The organism is Paenibacillus methanolicus (genome assembly GCF_008124765.1).
In the GTDB taxonomy this organism is placed as follows: domain Bacteria; phylum Bacillota; class Bacilli; order Paenibacillales; family Paenibacillaceae; genus Paenibacillus_Z; species Paenibacillus_Z methanolicus.
Genome location: NZ_VNHS01000008.1, coordinates 133,033 through 148,143, shown reverse-complemented (window position 1 = coordinate 148,143; position 15,111 = coordinate 133,033). Strand labels below are relative to the sequence as shown.

15 protein-coding genes are annotated in these 15,111 nt (G+C 55.9%); 13 read left to right on the top strand and 2 right to left on the bottom strand.

All coding sequences use genetic code 11. The annotated features are described in order from the left end of the window. The first annotated feature begins 292 nt into the window (after nt 1-292). The 10 genes from BCM02_RS20950 (at nt 293) to BCM02_RS20905 (ending at nt 11,003) form a co-directional block, all read left to right on the top strand. Nucleotides 293-715 (top strand): GntR family transcriptional regulator, encoded by a 423-nt coding sequence (locus tag BCM02_RS20950; protein WP_148931090.1) that lies wholly within the window; start codon nt 293-295, stop codon nt 713-715. Further along, nucleotides 712-1,401 carry an ABC transporter ATP-binding protein gene (locus BCM02_RS20945; RefSeq protein ID WP_148931089.1) on the top strand — a complete coding sequence of 230 codons (690 nt, stop codon included), beginning with the start codon at nt 712-714 and terminating at the stop codon, nt 1,399-1,401. Before BCM02_RS20950 ends, BCM02_RS20945 begins: the two co-directional genes overlap by 4 nt. Next, nucleotides 1,398-2,240, top strand: coding sequence for a hypothetical protein (locus BCM02_RS20940; RefSeq protein WP_148931088.1), 843 nt, complete (start codon nt 1,398-1,400; stop codon nt 2,238-2,240). Before BCM02_RS20945 ends, BCM02_RS20940 begins: the two co-directional genes overlap by 4 nt. Before the next feature lie 11 nt (nt 2,241-2,251). Beyond that, nucleotides 2,252-3,463: a hypothetical protein gene (locus BCM02_RS20935; RefSeq protein ID WP_148931087.1), complete on the top strand. Its 1,212-nt coding sequence runs from the start codon at nt 2,252-2,254 to the stop codon at nt 3,461-3,463. A 147-nt stretch (nt 3,464-3,610) separates the two neighbouring features. Then, entirely contained in the window at nt 3,611-4,966 is a 1,356-nt protein-coding gene (locus BCM02_RS20930; RefSeq protein ID WP_148931086.1) for a PDZ domain-containing protein, read from the top strand. Nucleotides 4,967-5,090: 124 nt separating this feature from the next. Continuing rightward, a complete protein-coding gene (locus tag BCM02_RS20925) occupies nt 5,091-5,498 on the top strand; it encodes a tellurite resistance TerB family protein (protein WP_148931085.1) in 408 nt (135 codons plus the stop codon). A gap of 68 nt (nt 5,499-5,566) precedes the next feature. Further along, nucleotides 5,567-6,211, top strand: a complete 645-nt coding sequence (locus BCM02_RS20920) for a Bax inhibitor-1/YccA family protein (protein ID WP_148931084.1) — start codon at nt 5,567-5,569, stop codon at nt 6,209-6,211. A 345-nt stretch (nt 6,212-6,556) separates the two neighbouring features. Beyond that, nucleotides 6,557-7,936 (top strand): methyl-accepting chemotaxis protein, encoded by a 1,380-nt coding sequence (locus BCM02_RS20915; protein ID WP_148931083.1) that lies wholly within the window; start codon nt 6,557-6,559, stop codon nt 7,934-7,936. Nucleotides 7,937-8,108: 172 nt separating this feature from the next. Continuing rightward, nucleotides 8,109-9,206: a stalk domain-containing protein gene (locus tag BCM02_RS20910; protein WP_148931082.1), complete on the top strand. Its 1,098-nt coding sequence runs from the start codon at nt 8,109-8,111 to the stop codon at nt 9,204-9,206. Nucleotides 9,207-9,440: 234 nt separating this feature from the next. Continuing rightward, entirely contained in the window at nt 9,441-11,003 is a 1,563-nt protein-coding gene (locus tag BCM02_RS20905; RefSeq protein WP_148931081.1) for an N-acetylmuramoyl-L-alanine amidase family protein, read from the top strand. 50 nt (nt 11,004-11,053) lie between these two features. Here the strand turns inward: BCM02_RS20905 and BCM02_RS20900 are convergent, their stop codons facing one another. Together BCM02_RS20900 and BCM02_RS20895 are read right to left on the bottom strand one after the other, a co-directional pair. Beyond that, a complete protein-coding gene (locus BCM02_RS20900) occupies nt 11,054-11,356 on the bottom strand; it encodes a hypothetical protein (protein ID WP_148931080.1) in 303 nt (100 codons plus the stop codon). Nucleotides 11,357-11,648: 292 nt separating this feature from the next. After that, nucleotides 11,649-12,503, bottom strand: coding sequence for an AraC family transcriptional regulator (locus BCM02_RS20895; RefSeq protein ID WP_148931079.1), 855 nt, complete (start codon nt 12,501-12,503; stop codon nt 11,649-11,651). Nucleotides 12,504-12,597: 94 nt separating this feature from the next. Between BCM02_RS20895 and BCM02_RS20890 the strand changes: the two genes are divergently transcribed. The 3 genes from BCM02_RS20890 to BCM02_RS20880 all read left to right on the top strand — a co-directional run bounded on the left by BCM02_RS20890 (nt 12,598) and on the right by BCM02_RS20880 (nt 15,093). After that, nucleotides 12,598-13,662, top strand: coding sequence for a Gfo/Idh/MocA family protein (locus BCM02_RS20890; RefSeq protein ID WP_148931078.1), 1,065 nt, complete (start codon nt 12,598-12,600; stop codon nt 13,660-13,662). 33 nt (nt 13,663-13,695) lie between these two features. Further along, nucleotides 13,696-14,553 (top strand): sugar phosphate isomerase/epimerase family protein, encoded by an 858-nt coding sequence (locus tag BCM02_RS20885; RefSeq protein ID WP_148931077.1) that lies wholly within the window; start codon nt 13,696-13,698, stop codon nt 14,551-14,553. A gap of 234 nt (nt 14,554-14,787) precedes the next feature. After that, nucleotides 14,788-15,093: a hypothetical protein gene (locus tag BCM02_RS20880; protein WP_148931076.1), complete on the top strand. Its 306-nt coding sequence runs from the start codon at nt 14,788-14,790 to the stop codon at nt 15,091-15,093. Nucleotides 15,094-15,111 lie beyond the last annotated feature (18 nt).

Here is a 15,111-nt window from a genome sequence, read left to right as displayed (position 1 = left end):
CATGAGCGACAGACAGCGAGCCAACTTGCGGTCCTGCAGGGCAACCGCACGCTAGATCGCAATCTAGCAAGCTTACATATCTTTACCATAGTAATGAACCTTGCAAATCAAGTCAATTATTAGGAGGTTCGTAAGGAGAGGAAGCATTCTACCTTGAATGACGGTGGTTCATGCGAAATAGTTCCAATATCAACCAAATAAGGGTTGACGAACCTATATATGAAGGGCATAATACAGCTAAAGTGTATGAACTGATTGGTACACACACTCCGCCGAAATGCGAGGTTGAGCAATGAAATTCGACGAGACATGGACAGAGCTGGCATACAACAACCGCGACCCGGTTTATTTGCAAGTGGTGAGGCATTTCAAGGAGCGGATTGCCGCGGGCAAGCTGGAAGCGGGGCAGGCGATTCCTTCGCGACGGGAGCTTGGCTCCCTGCTAAGAATCAATCCGAATACGGCGCAGCGTGCCTACAAAGAGATGGAGGAACAGAAGTTGATTACGACAGAAGGGAATTCACCGAGCCGTATCACGACGAATGCGGACATATTGCGCTCGATCCGCTCGGAACTGTTGGAAAGCGCCATTGACGTCTTCCTGACTTCGGTCAAGTCCATCGAGATCTCCGCGGACGAGTTGTCGGAACTGGTCAAACGCAAGTTCGAGCAGCGGCAGGACAAGCGCGGTCCGGAGAAGGAGGGATCGGCATGATCGAGGTCATCGAGGCGCGAAAGCGGTATTGGCGGCGGTCTATTTTACAAGGGGCATCCTTCACGGTGGAGAAGGGCACCGTTACCTGCTTGATCGGTCTCAACGGAGCCGGCAAGTCCACGCTGCTGAAAGCGATCATGGGATTGACGCCGCTGACTTCGGGCCGGATTCTCGTCGATGGCGAGCCGATCGGCCCGGCGATGTACGAGCGGGTCTCGTTCATCCCGGATCATCTGACGCTGCCGCCGTCCATGAAGCTGTGGGAGGGCTTACGGTTCATGGCGGAATTCTATGCGAATTGGAACGCGGAGAAGGCTGCCGAGCTGATGACGTTCTTCCGGCTGTCGGCTTCCGACCGGATCGGCAATCTGTCGAAGGGTACGGCCGCGAAGTTCAATTTGGTCACGGGCCTCGCGCTCGATACGGAGTATGTGCTGATGGACGAACCGTTCTCCGGGATCGACATGTTCAGCCGGGAGATGATCGCGGACGTGTTCGCCAGCGATTTGATCGAAGGGCGCGGCGTGCTCCTCACGACGCACGAGATCGGCGAGATGGAGCATCTGATCGACAAAGCGGTGCTGCTGTCGGACGGCGTCGTCGTGCGCGAGTTCAACTGCGAGGCGATGCGCGTCGCGGAAGGCAAGTCCGTCGTCGACGTGATGAGGGAGGCGTATCGAGCATGAACCGGTATTTGAAGCTGGTCCATATGGAGATCCATCGGTTCCGGTATATTTTGGCCGCGTTGTTGGGCCTGGTTGCGGTCGTGCAGTGGGGGGCGTTGGTGTGGAGCGCCCGGAGGATGGATGCTGCATTAGATGAGGTGGAGAAGTTTGGAAGATACACTATGTATATTAATGAATTGAGCGATCGCAAAATTTCGTACGCCGAGGCAATTTATAACGCCCAGCAGCTCTATATCCTATCCGTGTTGGCGGTCATTGGCACGCTGTGTGCGTACCTGCTGTTCGTTTGGTACCGCGATTGGCTGGGCCGCAGCACGTTCATCTATAGGCTGCTCATGCTGCCGTCCGCCAGGAGTTCTATTTATTTGTCTAAATTGACGGCGATAGTAGTCTTCATCATAGCCTCGTTAGCATTTCAAGCGCTTTCGCTGGCGATCGGCGGCGTCATCTTCGAGGTGCTAATCCGTGGTGATCGTCAGGGTGAATCGTATTTCGTGGACATCGTCAACGCCACTCTGGTACTCCAGTACCTCATGCCGTTGAGGCTGGGTGACTTCGCGCTGAACTACGGCCTTGGCATCGTCGCGGTTTTGGTCGTCTTCACCGGCATCTTGATCGAGCGTAGCTATCGCTGGACGGGCATCGCGTATGCCGTGGGTTATGTACTGATTTGCGCGGCTGCCATCGTCATTCCGATTAATGTTATGGGCATGTACCGAACAAGCTCATATTTGTATACCGCCGAGATCGTCGGCATTGAACTGGCCATCATCCTTTTTGTCGCGGCCGTTTCGATCTGGCTCGGCTTCCGGCTCCTACGCCGCAAAATATCCGTTTAAGGGAGAACGACATGAAACGTTACTGGTTATCAATAGTTCTGGCGCTGTTCGGCGTATGCGGCATTGCGGGCTATTACGTATTCGGCGCGTCGGACGAGTTGCCGGCCTTCAAGCTGACGACGATAAGCGGAGATCCGAAAGAGGCGGAACCGCTTCAAATTACGGCACAATATGAGAATCGGATCAAGCTTAAATACCTTTATCTAACGACGAAAGGCAGTCGGTATCAACCGGATGAAGGACTGCTTGATCGGCCGAGACCGTCATGGATGGACTATCCGTTCTACCGCAAGCTGCTCAAGGATCATCGAGGTTTTATGCGTAAGAAAACCGTCGACAGCAGTCTTTATGTGGATGAGAAGAGGCTTGTATATGCGGATGTAAGAAGCGAGACTGATCGGGCGGATTATACGATCATCCTAGATATATTAGACCGCGCAAGCGAGGAGACGCTGCATAAAGAAGGAACAATGCCCTTGCCGGAATTAAACAATTGGACGATCGTCAGCGACGTTCAGGTGAGAGGAGAAGATCTGCATGTGCTCGTTCAGAAAAGCGTAAAACTACGAACCGGAAACGAAGTTCGGTACGAATACGTCGATCATGTTTTTGATTTGACCGGCAAGCATAAGCGGGACATGAAACTCGATTTTGGATTAGAAACCCCAAATAACAGTACTTATTTCATTTATCGCAATGGGGAGGTTGGATCGAGCGAATTTGCCGGTTTTTGGTCTCAAGAACAGCAGCAGAGCGAAGCGGATTTCGACGGCACTCCCTATTGGACATATCGCGCGTATACATATAGCTACGACACCGGTAGGATCACGCAGGTAGGGGATGCGCGCCTTGAAAAGCCGAACACTCCGGGCTATATGTATGAAAACTGGCTTGAGGCCGGCGTTTTCTACACTGCTAGAAGCGATCACGCTAAGCATAGCTTGGAGGTCGAGCGGCATGAACTCGGAACGAAACGAAAGCATGCATTAACAATCGAATATGATACGCTAGGTGGCAAAGAATTGCAATCGATACGCATCACTGCGGGTCGAATTTATTTGCTGTTATCAATTCCAGAATCAGAGGAAGAACTGCTCGTCGCGTTGGATGTCTCAAATGGTAAGGTCCTATACAAAGGTAAAATTAGCGCTGAAGACGGTACTGAGAATGTGATGGACGTAAATCAGGATTTACGTCCGGTTCGTATTGATTATAATTATTAATTCGTATCACAAAACCAGCCGGCCAGCTCTCTTGAGCGGCCGTTTTTTTATCGTCGTCCCGCATCCCCGCCGCTGTCTTTTTCCCCCCAACAGTTGTAAAATGATGGGTACGAGCCAAACGAAAGCATGTGATGTAGGGGGCATACTGTGAAGACGGGCAAAAGGTTGACTATCGCCGGATACATCGTCGCGGGAATACTGGCGGCGGCGGGGGAGCTCGTCTGGTTAGGCGACCCGATTCGGATTGGAGCTTATTATTGGATCGACGCGATCGAGCTGTTATATGGGCTGTTGGCCGTCGTGCCGCTGTTGTGGCTGACGGGCGCGATCTTAAACTGGAAGCGCGAGAAGAGCCCCGGTGCCATCAGTCGCGCGACTAAGCTTATCATTATCATTGTCAGCGGCGTCACCATTGTCGCCATTTTCTGGCCAGCCCGCAATCTGACGGCGACGGGATCGCTGCTTGCGTCCGGCTGGCTGCTGACGATGATCGATTTGACCTGGGCGGAGTACCGGAGCGGCCTGCGATGGCTGCGCCCGTGCTTGATTCGCGTTGCGGTCATGTCCGCCGCGGCCTGGCTGCTGTTCTGGCCGACCGCGTACGAAGTGACGGTGCCGGGTTTTACGCTAGATATGAACCGCTACGCTCAGGTCGAGGGCGGCGCGGCCAAGGGTTCGATAACCGGCGTGCTTGTCATCGGACGTCCCGCTTTCCCGATCGATTGGTTGTACGACCGGCTATTGCCTCATATAGATAGGAACAAGCGCGATGTCAGCCAGTCGATCGGCGAGCAATTGTCGGCGGCCCATTCGCAGCGCGCCAGCGCCAACGAGATCGCGGCCGCGGTCGCGCTCCACAAGCTTGGCTTGGGACGAGGCGTGACAAGCGACGGCGTGCGCATCCTCTTGGTCTCCAGCGAAAGTCCTGCCGAAGGATCGCTGCAAGCCGGCGATTTGCTGACGAAGCTGAACGGCAAGACCGTGACAAGCGTGGCCGAACTGGCCGAAGCGATGAAGAACGTAGTCCCGGCGCGCAACGTGACGGTCACGCTCATCCGCGATGGCGGCGTCATGAGTCTGGCCGTCCCGACGCAAGCGAGCGAGGAGGAGCCGGAACGTGCCGTTTTCGGCATACAGGTGGAGGATCACGCCCAGGCGGATGTCACGAGAACGATCGATTTTCGTTCCTATCTCGTCTATCAGGGCGGGCCTTCGCATGGTGCCGTGCTTGCGCTGACGCTGATGGATCAGTTAAGCGAAGGGGGCGTCACATACGGCAACCGAGTCGCCGCGACGGGCACGATCGACGGCGATGGCGCGGTCGGCCTGATCGGCGGCATCGAGCAGAAGGCGTATGTGGTCGAGCGGGCGGGAGCCGACGTGTTCTTCGTGCCATGGGAGCAAGCGGATGAAGCCCGAGCCGGATCGTCCACGCTCAACATCGTGCCGGTCCGAACGCTGGACGACATGCTGATGTGGCTCCGCGAACATCCTAAGCGGTAACCGGACGGATATGCGGCGAGCATAACCTTAAGATTTTAATAACCGGTAGGATTTTGGGATATCGTGTCGAATGTACTAGTTCACAAGTTTGCCATTTCGTAAAACCCGGGGGAGTGAAAGACGCGTGTTTCTGCATTTTTTACAGTCCAAGGCGCATAAGGAAGCGTTTCTGGATTTGGCTCACCTTGTCGCGGAGGCCGATGGCTGCGTCAACCGCAAGGAGCAGGGCTTTATAAGCGGCATCATGGCGGAGCTGGACTGGCGAGAGCCGTACGCCGTGAAGAAGGATCGCCAGCTGGCCGATATCGTTGGCTCGCTCGACAACGAGCAAGTGAAGAACGTGTTCTTCGCGGAGATGCTATTGCTCATGTTCGCGGACGGCGATTACAACGACGAAGAAAAGCTGGTCGTCAGCGAGCTGAGACGACTGTTCGGTTACACCGACGAAGCGTATGCCACGTTTCGCGACTGGGTGATCCGCATGGACCAGCTGAAGATCGAAGGCGTCAAGCTGATTTTGGGCACGCCCTGAAACGGACGGCGCCGTCGCGCGTAACAGAAGAGCATCACCACTATTTTTTTAAGGGGAGTTAACGAACCATGAATTACAACGCTTCTTCCAGCTCGTATGGCAATCCGATGGCCAAACTAATGCTGACCTTCTTCTTCGCCTTGATCGTTTCGGGCGTCGGCATGTTCATCGGCACGATGCTGCCGACGGCTGCGCGTATACCGCTCATTATTCTCGAGCTCGCGCTGCTCATCGGGATGATGTTCCTGCGCAGAAGAACGTCGATTGGCTACCCGCTCATGTATGCGTTCATGCTCGTATCGGGCGCCACGCTTCAATTTACGCTAAGCTACTATATCGCATCGATGGGTAGCTCGATCGTCATTCAGACGGTTGGCGTCGCGGTGCTGGTCTACGCGGGTCTGGCGATTTACGCGTCGAGAACGAAGGAAGACTTCCGCTTCTTGCACGGATTCCTGTTCGCCTCGCTGATCGGTCTCATTCTGATCGGTCTGATGCAGTTCATCTTCCCGTTCGACGGCGCGATGGAGACGTTCTACGCGGGCTTCGGATTGTTGATCTTCATGGGCTATACGCTGTACGACTTCAACCGCATGGCCAAGGAAGGGTTCGACGAAAGCGAAATTCCGCTCATGGTCGTCAACATTTACCTCGACCTGATCAACATCGTCCTGTTCGCCCTTCGCTTCGTGAAGTCGTTGACGGAAGACTAAGCACGATCGGTTTGAAAGCATCCTCAAGACGGCATGTCTCCTTTCGGAGATGTGCCGTTTTTTATTTCCGACAACGAAATCGATTGTGGTGTTTTGCACAAGGGGGACGGATTCGAAATGCTTCAGGAATACCTAATATAACGCTAATGATGGTGTCGATACATGTCTAAAATCATTTTTAAGAGGTCAACGACAATGAAACGAGAGGAGAGGAAATCATGCGTAGTTTACCGGCTCATTTAAAGCGAAAGTAACGTTTTTCGCGTTGGTGCTTGCCATCGAGCGTCATGATCGACGTGCCGATCCTGACCGATAGCGGCGAATTCGCCGGGGCTCCTGCAATGCATGGTCAGCCACGAGAGCCTAATCGAGGACTTGGAGAACATCCAAATGGGCGAGAGCGGCTATGCTTATATACTCTCCCAATCCGGCGTTTATCAATCGCATAAGGACACGTCGCTCGCCACGAAATCGCTGAAAGACGTCGAGAGCGAAGAGACGGCGGAGCTCTTCGCGAACGAAGTGTTGGCGAAGAAAGAAGGGCGTGTCGAATACACGTCCGCGGCAGACGTTCGCGAGCTTGCTTTTTATGCGGTCATCGAACAAACCGTCTGGCGCGTCGTCGTTGCCGGGGATGAGGCTGAGCTGCTGAGTTCGGTCCGTCAAGTCCAAGTCATGACATGGATCACCATCGTGGTAGGAGCCGCGGCGGTGGCGATTCTCGCCTACCTGTTCTCCTCTTTGATGCTGAAGCCGATTTTCGCAATGATCACAACGATGAAAGTCGTCGCGAAGGGCGATTTGACGCCGCGCCTTGCAGTCGCGGGCAACGATGAGTTGCTGCAGATGAAAATGATTCTGAACGACATGCTCGACGCGTTCAGCGGCACGCTCGGCAAAATGTCCGAGTCCGTCCAGCATACGGCAGCCTCGTCGGAGCAGCTGTCGGCCATCGCCACGAGCTCGTCCGACGCCGCGGAGAATATGGCCAAGTCGGTGGATCAAATGGCGCAAGGCGCCCGCGTTCAATTCGAAGGCTCCGAGCAGTCGTCCACGGCAATGGAGGAAATGGCGATCGGCATCCAGCGCGTGGCGGAATCTTCGAGCAACGTCTACGAGATGGCGCAGGGAATGAACGAGCAAGTGAGGATGGGCAGCATCGCGGTGAAGAACGCCGTGACGGAAATCGTGAACGCGAACGAAGTCGTTGGCCGCTCGGTGCATTCCGTCCAGACGCTCGAGAACAAGTCGCAGGAAGTCAACCAGATCGTGCAGTTCATCTCCGAGATCGCGGCGCAGACGAATCTGCTGTCGCTGAACGCGGCGATCGAAGCAGCGCGCGCGGGCGAACACGGCCGCGGCTTCGCGGTCGTCGCCGCCGAAGTGAAGAAGCTGGCCGTCCAAGTCGTGCAGCACGGCGTGGAGCAGGTCGAGGAGCTCGGCAGCATCTTCGATCGCATCGTCGATGCGGTCGGCGACGTAACCGCGCAGATCCAAGAGGTGTCCGCGGCATCCGAGCAGATGTCGGTCAGCTCCGAGGAGATCGCGGCGTCCATGAACGAGACTCTCGGCATCTCCAGAGAGTCGCTGAACGAGCTGACGTCGGTGAGTTCCTCCACGGCCGAGCAATATCGGAGTATGCAGGAGATCGCGGCTTACTCCGATTCGCTGAGCCAGATGGCGACCGAGCTTCAAGATATGGTGATGAAGTTCAAAATGAAATAAGGCTCGCGTTCATGACGACCCGCTTCATTTTCGAATGAGGCGGGCTTTTTTTATATGTGCAAAATGGGAATATTTTCTTGTGTAACCTTTTCGCATCGAGTTGCGTCTGAGTAATCAAATAGCACGAAACAAGCAAGTTTGAATCAAAATGACAACAGAGGAGCGATTAAGGATGAACAAAAAATCTTGGATTATTGCGGTAACTGCAGCTGGTGTATTGTCGACGACGGCGGTGGCCGGAGCAGGAGGATTCATCGAGAAAGTTCACGGCTTGCTGCGCAGCGACATTCAAGTATCGGTCAACGGCGAGAGCACGGCCCTGCATCCGGTTTATATTAACGGCAAAGCCTATTTGCCGGCACGGGATACGGCAAGCGCCCTCGGCTACGAGCTGAGCTGGAACGGCAAAGAAATTAAATTGCAGGGCGAAGGCGATCAGCAGCAAGAAGAAGAGACGGACTACATTCTGATCTCGGGCGTCATCGCGAAGACGACGGCGCTGGAAGACGGCAGCGTGAAGCTCGAAGTACTCGGCCGCGGCACGAACAAGTGGATCATTCTGACGGCGGACAAAGAGACGGTCATCAAGGATTCGCAAGGCAAGACGGTCGCCGTGAAGGATCTGAAGGAAGGCATGCAAGTGACGGCGGAATACGGTCCGATCATGGCGCTCAGCTACCCGGGCCAATCGCATGCGGCCACGATTACGGTCGGCCAGCACACGCTGGTTAAGGAAGACGCGGTGCTGTCGTCGGGCAACTCGACGGACGGCTGGCAAATTCAATTCGGCCAAGAGAAGCCGGAGCTGACGTTGAACGCGGGCAAAGAAACGCTCGTCATCACGCCGGAAGGACAGCCGGTCGAGTGGTCGCAAGTGAAGCCGGGCACGAAGGTGCGCGCGTATTACGGTCCGATCATGACGAAGAGCCTGCCGCCGATTAGCCCGCTCCACGTGCTCGTCGTGCTTGACGAGCAGCCGGAGAACGCCGCCGAATTCCGCGAGCTCGGCTGGTCCTTCGTTCCGAAAGAGCAGCAGTCCCGCCTGGTAACGAAGAAAGATGAAGCGCTCGTGTCGGTCGTTCCTGCCAAATCGGCTGGCGTCATGACGTCGACCGATAAGCAGAAACAAGCGTTGGCCGACCTCGTTGCGAAGGAAGGCAAGCTGATCACGGTCACGTACTCGACCGATCAAGATGCGCTTCTCGGACCGCTCGTCGTGGTTATCCACCCGGAGACGAAAGAGTTGATCGGATTCTACGCACGCAAATAATAGCCCGACTCCAGAAGCTCCGCGCATGATGCGCGGAGCTTTTTGCTGCGTGCATAGCGTGCGGCGTTGATATTCGACAGGTGGCGCGTGTCGCCGGCTGTCGAGTAAACGGCGGTTAAGGAAAAATTTAGAATAACCTGCAACAAAACGCCGACGTACTCGTCTAAAAATTACGGGCTTCTTTGGGTTCGGACGCAATCAAATTCGAAGAGAAAGATGGGATGAGAGGAACTTATGAAGAAACGTGTTCAGACGCTGCTCGCGTTCGCGGCCGCGCTCGTGTTTGCCTTTGCATTCCAGGCGAACGGACAAGCCGCGGCCGCCGCTTCCGGCAAGCTGCAAATCGTGCTTAATGAACAGCAGTTGGAACTGCCGCCGGCCTTGAAGCTTCAGGTGTCCAACAACAGCGTCATGGTGCCGATCCGGATTATCGTGGAGAAGCTCGGTTTTCAGGTGGATTGGAACAAGGCAGAGAACAAGGTGAAGATCGCCAAGGATGACAGGCAGATCGATTTGACGATCGGCAGCGCTTCCGCGCTCGTGGACGGAGACCCTCGGTCGCTGATCGCCGCGCCGGTCGTGCAGGCGTCCACGACTCTTGTTCCGCTTCGGTTCGTCGGGGAGAACATGGGACTTACGGTCGGCTGGGACGGGAAGAAGCAGCGGGTCGTACTGACCGAGCCCCTATCGCCGGAGCAGCCTAAGCCGGATGAGGACTCGCCGTCTCAACCGGATAACAGCATGCCGCCAATCGAAGGAGAGGCCGGACAGGGCAGCTCGGAGATTCAACCGCCGACCGATGACGCGGTTGGGCGCGTGCAAGACATCCGGTTCACCGATAACCGTCTATCGGTCACGGTGGAAGGGGGCGGCGTGCCGGAAGTGACCGCGTTGACGGGACCGGACCGCATCGTTGTCGATCTGCCGCAGACCGGCTATGCGGACGGTTTCACGCTAACTCAAGGGGAGTTCGGCAAGCAAAGCGGCGCGATCGAACTTCCGGACGAACCGAACGTCAGCAAGGTAAGGTACTCGCTGTTCAGCGAATCGCCGCCGAAGGTGCGAATCGTGATGGATTTGAAGGCGAAGCAGGACTACTCGGTTTACAGCGAGGGAGAGGGCGTTGACATAGTTTGGACGATCGACCTGAACGGGACGGGCGGCGGCCCGGCGCCTGCCTTGCCGAGCATTCCATCCGATCCCGTTATTCCGGCGGTTCCGTCCGATCCCTTGCCTACGGGTAAGCGCATCGTCGTCTTGGATGCCGGCCACGGCGGCAGCGACCCCGGTACGATCGGCTATACCAAGACGCAGGAGAAAGCGTTCACGCTTGCGCTCGCGCTGAAGATCGAGCGGCTGTTCCAGAACGATCCCGATATACAGATCGTGATGACCCGAACGGACGATACCTACCCGACGCTGTCCGAACGCGCGCAGCTTGCGAATCGGCTGGGAGCGGATCTGTTTCTCTCGCTTCACGCGAATTCCGTGAAGAATAAGCCGGACGTCAAGGGCACCGAATCGTTCTATTATCATGATAATAGCAAAGCTTTCGCGGAAGTGATGCACCAGTATTTGCTCGGGGCGACGGGCTTTAAGGATCGGAAGGTGAAGAAGCAGAGCTTCCAGGTGCTGCGGGAGACGACGATGCCGGCGGCGCTGCTGGAGGTCGGGTTCCTGTCGAATCAGGAGGAGGAACAAATTATTTTCACGGAGGAGTTCCAAGACCGCGTCGCCCAGAGCGTGGCGGATGGAATACGGGCATATACGGGTCAGCTTGCAGCGGGCGGAGTCTAAGCGAGGGCTTTGGGGGTACGGTAGATGAACGCAGGGCTGGGCAGAGCGCCTTAATCGCCTCCGCCTCCGCCCCCGCAGCCCCCGCCGCAGCTGGACCCGCCACCTCCATCGGAACCGGAGCCGCAGCTAGATCCGCCGTCCGACCCGGAACGGTCTGATCCGGTATCCGAGACGCCGCCGCCCATCCAGAAAACGTCGTGATCGTTGCGGCGTTTTTTTGATTTGCGGACGCGAGAGTAACCATAAGTTTGACGGAGCGCCTTGCGGGTACGGTTGATTTTCATGTGAAGCGAAACGGTCAACAGGGCGAAGATAAGAAGGACGCCGGACATTAACGCGAGAAAGATATACATGAGATCGCCTCCTTGTTAGAGGTAGCTCAAAAAGTCGCCGATTGATCACGAAGCAAATCAGGAAGAAACTCGGCATCGAATTTTGCGTTCAGGCTTGAAATCCGGTGCTCATTTAGGTTGGCCAAAACTCCGCTCTTCCTTCTTCGCCTTCAAGCAACCTTCTCGGTGCCGAATCATCGGCTTTTTGAACTTGCCTGTAATGGTTCTACGATCAGCATAAGCGATCAACATGAAGTCGGTGTAAACAATAGTCTGAAAATTGTAAAAATAAAATCAAATTATTCCGCTTGTCTTAAACATGATTACGGTAATGTTGGGGCGAGACGCCGACGATTTTCTTGAACAGCCGGGAAAAGTAGAAGACGTCCTTGAACCCGAGCGCGATGGCCGTTTCCTTCACCGATTGATTCGTGTTGAGCAAGATGTTCTTCGCTTCGGATATCTTCAGCCGGTGCACGTATTCATGCAGCGAGTAGCCGGTCGCCTTGTGGATCGCGCGGCGCAGCGTCGACATCGAGATATGGTGGCGTTCGCAGAGCGCCGCCGCGTCGAACGGCTCCGCGATCCCGGCTTGAACCGCTTCGAGCAAGGCGGCCGTCGGACTGACGGCAGGCGCCTTCCCCGGAGGCTTGCTGCTCTGCATGAGCTCGAATAGGAAGGTCTCGAGCAGAAGCGCCGCCCGATCCAGGTTGCCCGCCTCTCCGCTGTCCATCAACGCGAAGATGCGTTCGATTTTCCCGCGCTGCGTATCGTAATTCCACGCCTGCTTCACCCGGTCCGGCTCCGAGAGCCAGGTCGCGAACCACTCTTCGACACGCGTGCCTTCCACCGTGAAATAAAACTCGTCCCACGTCTCGTTCGGACCCGGCCCGTAATCGAATACCGCTCCCGGGTAGAAAAGGAAGAAGCTGCCTTTGCCGACCGGTTGACGCTCCCCGCCGTTGACTTGATAGGTGCCGGAGCCATCCGCGATATAGACGATTGCGTGGTGGTTGAAGGTTGCCGAGCGCCGGAACAAGGTGCGGTTGGGCAAATGGCCGGCCGTGATTAAGGACAGCGATTTGACGCTCAGCGTGCCGGGATCGATCATTCGGTCCACGATCCGAATGGGCAATTTGCTGATCGTATAATCCATGAATGTGGTCATAACGGTTATTCTCCCTCGCGTAGCGGATATGTTAGCCTGATTGTATAATGCGAATCCGGTTATTCGCAACTATCAATGGGGAGGCAGCGCGCGTATGGCGGCAGCAACAATCAAAGTAGGTATTATCGGGTTGGGATCGATCTCGGAGTTGCATTTGCAAGCTTACCGGAGAATTGAAGGGGTTCAACTGGTAGCTGCCTGCGACCTGAACGGGACGCGAGCGGAAGAGAAGGCGGGCAAATACGGCATCGGAAAGGTGTATACCGATTACCGCGAGCTGCTGGCCGATTCGGAGGTAGACGCGGTCAGCATCTGTACGTGGAACAACTCGCATGCGGAAATCAGCATTGCCGCGCTTCGCGCCGGCAAACATGTGCTGGTCGAGAAGCCGCTCTGCCGGACGGTTGAGGAGGCCGAGCGGATCGAGGAAGCCGTGCGCGAATCCGGCAAGACGCTTCAAGTGGGTTTCGTCCGGCGCTATGACGCCAACGCGCAGCTGGTCAAGCAGTTCATCGATAACGGCGACGTAGGCGGCATCTACTATGCGAAAGCCTCGTTCATTCGCCGGCTCGGCAATCCCGGCGGGTGGTTCGCCGATCCGGAACGCTCCGGCGGCGGACCGTTGATCGACCTTGGCGTCCATATCATCGATCTGTGCTGGTATTTAATGGGCCGGCCGAAGCCGGTATCGGTAACGGGCAATACGTATAAGAAGCTTGGCAATCGTTCGCATATCCAACATCTATCCTTCTACCAAGCGGCGGATTACGATCCGAACGTCAACGGCGTCGAAGATATGGCCAACGCCCTCATCCGGTTCGAGAACGGCGCGTCGTTGCTCGTCGATGTCAGCTTCACGCTTCATGCGAAGAAAGACGAGTTCGCGGTCAGACTGTACGGCGATCAAGGCGGCATCGAGATCGAGCCGGAGCTGGCGATCGTAACGGAGAAGCATAACACCATCCTCAATATCGCGCCGCAGACGGACAACAAATCGATTCATATCGAAGACGCGTTTCTGAACGAGGTTCGTCATTTCGTCGATAGCGTGCGCGCGGGCAGCAAGCCGATCAGTCCGGTCGAGGACGGCGTCGCCGTCATGCGAATGTTGTGCGGGATCTACGAGTCGGCGCGGACCGGCGAAGAAGTGTGGCTTTAATAGAAAAGACGAGAACGAGAAGGAGACGCGAACATGAAATTAGGCATAAGCTCTTATAGCTTGTATCAGGCGCTCGAATCCGGCGAGATGGATATTCTGGGCGTGATCGATTGGGTGGCGGATCAAGGCGCCGAGCATGTCGAGATCGTGCCGGTCGGATTCGAACTTGCCGGCAACCCGGAGCTCGCGGACGCGATTCGCGAGAAAGCGGCGGCACGGGGAATCGCGGTTTCGAATTACGCGATCGGCGCGAATTTCGCGGTCGAATCGGAGGAAGCGTACCGGTCGGAGATCGAACGGGTCAAGTCGGAGGTCGAACTTGCAGCGCGTCTCGGCGTCAAGCTGATGCGGCATGACGTCGCCCGAAGCGATGATACGTCCATCCGCCATTTTAACGCAATCTTGGCCAAACTGGCGGAGGCATGCGGCGAAATCGCGGATTACGCGGCGGGATACGGCATCACGACAAGCGTCGAGAATCACGGCTATTTCGTGCAGGCCAGCGACAGAGTCCAAGCGCTCGTCCAGGCGGTGGACCGGCCGAATTTTCGGACAACGCTGGACGTAGGCAATTTCGTCTGCGTCGATGAAGATCCGGTCGCGGCCGTCCGCAACAATTTGCCGTTCGCCTCGATGGTGCACGTGAAGGACTTCTACCGCAGGCCATCGTATCGCAATCCCGGAGACGGTTGGTTCCGCAGCGCCAGCGGCAACTTTCTGCGCGGCGCCATCGCGGGCCAAGGGGATCTGGATCTGGCCGAGAGCCTTTGCTTGATTAAGCGCAGCGGCTATGACGGTTATATCTCGCTCGAGTTCGAAGGGCTGGAGGAGTGCAAGAAGGGAACCGCCATCGGCTTGGCAAACGTGAGAAGACTGTGGGAGGAAGCGTAAACGATCGCTGCGGTTCATGCGAAGAAGAGGCAAGGGCGTCATTCGATGCTCTTGCTTTTTCGTTTTGATCGAAGCGTGCCATATCTTTATTTTGGCGGACCGGTGCATAGAATGCGCCCATTTGCCCATACTGATTGTCGTTAGCAATTATTACAATGGTCGCAGTGCATAATTAGGACTCGCCACCTCTTGTCGAATCATGTAGAATTAAGGCATGTTAAGCGGAAGGGAAGAATGAACAGCATGGCATATAAAGTCGTTCAACAGATTGAAATCAAGGACATGAACAACGAACCGATCCGTATCGTAGACTTTGCGTACGGCACCGTCGCCAGCGCGTTTCAAATCGGTGGCGTCGCCATCGTACCCAAAATCGGCTTGAAGGAGTTCGACGTCGTGTACGATACGCGTACGGACGAGGTTGAGCGCTTCGAAGTCGAGCGTCTGGAGTATGACATGCGTACCGATCCCGTGACGGGCACCATCATTTTGAAGCCCGCAACGCTGATCCTAGGTTTGCACGACGTTGGACAAGTATAAAGCAATCTCCCCATAAAT

What these genes read in the sequence shown, in the direction of transcription:
- BCM02_RS20950 (WP_148931090.1), top strand. Translation starts at nt 293, where the DNA reads ATGAAATTCGACGAGACATGGACAGAGCTGGCATACAACAACCGCGAC.
- BCM02_RS20945 (WP_148931089.1), top strand. Translation starts at nt 712, where the DNA reads ATGATCGAGGTCATCGAGGCGCGAAAGCGGTATTGGCGGCGGTCTATT.
- BCM02_RS20940 (WP_148931088.1), top strand. Translation starts at nt 1,398, where the DNA reads ATGAACCGGTATTTGAAGCTGGTCCATATGGAGATCCATCGGTTCCGG.
- BCM02_RS20935 (WP_148931087.1), top strand. Translation starts at nt 2,252, where the DNA reads ATGAAACGTTACTGGTTATCAATAGTTCTGGCGCTGTTCGGCGTATGC.
- BCM02_RS20920 (WP_148931084.1), top strand. Translation starts at nt 5,567, where the DNA reads ATGAATTACAACGCTTCTTCCAGCTCGTATGGCAATCCGATGGCCAAA.
- BCM02_RS20915 (WP_148931083.1), top strand. Translation starts at nt 6,557, where the DNA reads ATGGTCAGCCACGAGAGCCTAATCGAGGACTTGGAGAACATCCAAATG.
- BCM02_RS20910 (WP_148931082.1), top strand. Translation starts at nt 8,109, where the DNA reads ATGAACAAAAAATCTTGGATTATTGCGGTAACTGCAGCTGGTGTATTG.
- BCM02_RS20905 (WP_148931081.1), top strand. Translation starts at nt 9,441, where the DNA reads ATGAAGAAACGTGTTCAGACGCTGCTCGCGTTCGCGGCCGCGCTCGTG.
- BCM02_RS20900 (WP_148931080.1), bottom strand. Translation starts at nt 11,356, where the DNA reads ATGTATATCTTTCTCGCGTTAATGTCCGGCGTCCTTCTTATCTTCGCC.
- BCM02_RS20895 (WP_148931079.1), bottom strand. Translation starts at nt 12,503, where the DNA reads ATGACCACATTCATGGATTATACGATCAGCAAATTGCCCATTCGGATC.
- BCM02_RS20890 (WP_148931078.1), top strand. Translation starts at nt 12,598, where the DNA reads ATGGCGGCAGCAACAATCAAAGTAGGTATTATCGGGTTGGGATCGATC.
- BCM02_RS20885 (WP_148931077.1), top strand. Translation starts at nt 13,696, where the DNA reads ATGAAATTAGGCATAAGCTCTTATAGCTTGTATCAGGCGCTCGAATCC.
- BCM02_RS20880 (WP_148931076.1), top strand. Translation starts at nt 14,788, where the DNA reads ATGAACAGCATGGCATATAAAGTCGTTCAACAGATTGAAATCAAGGAC.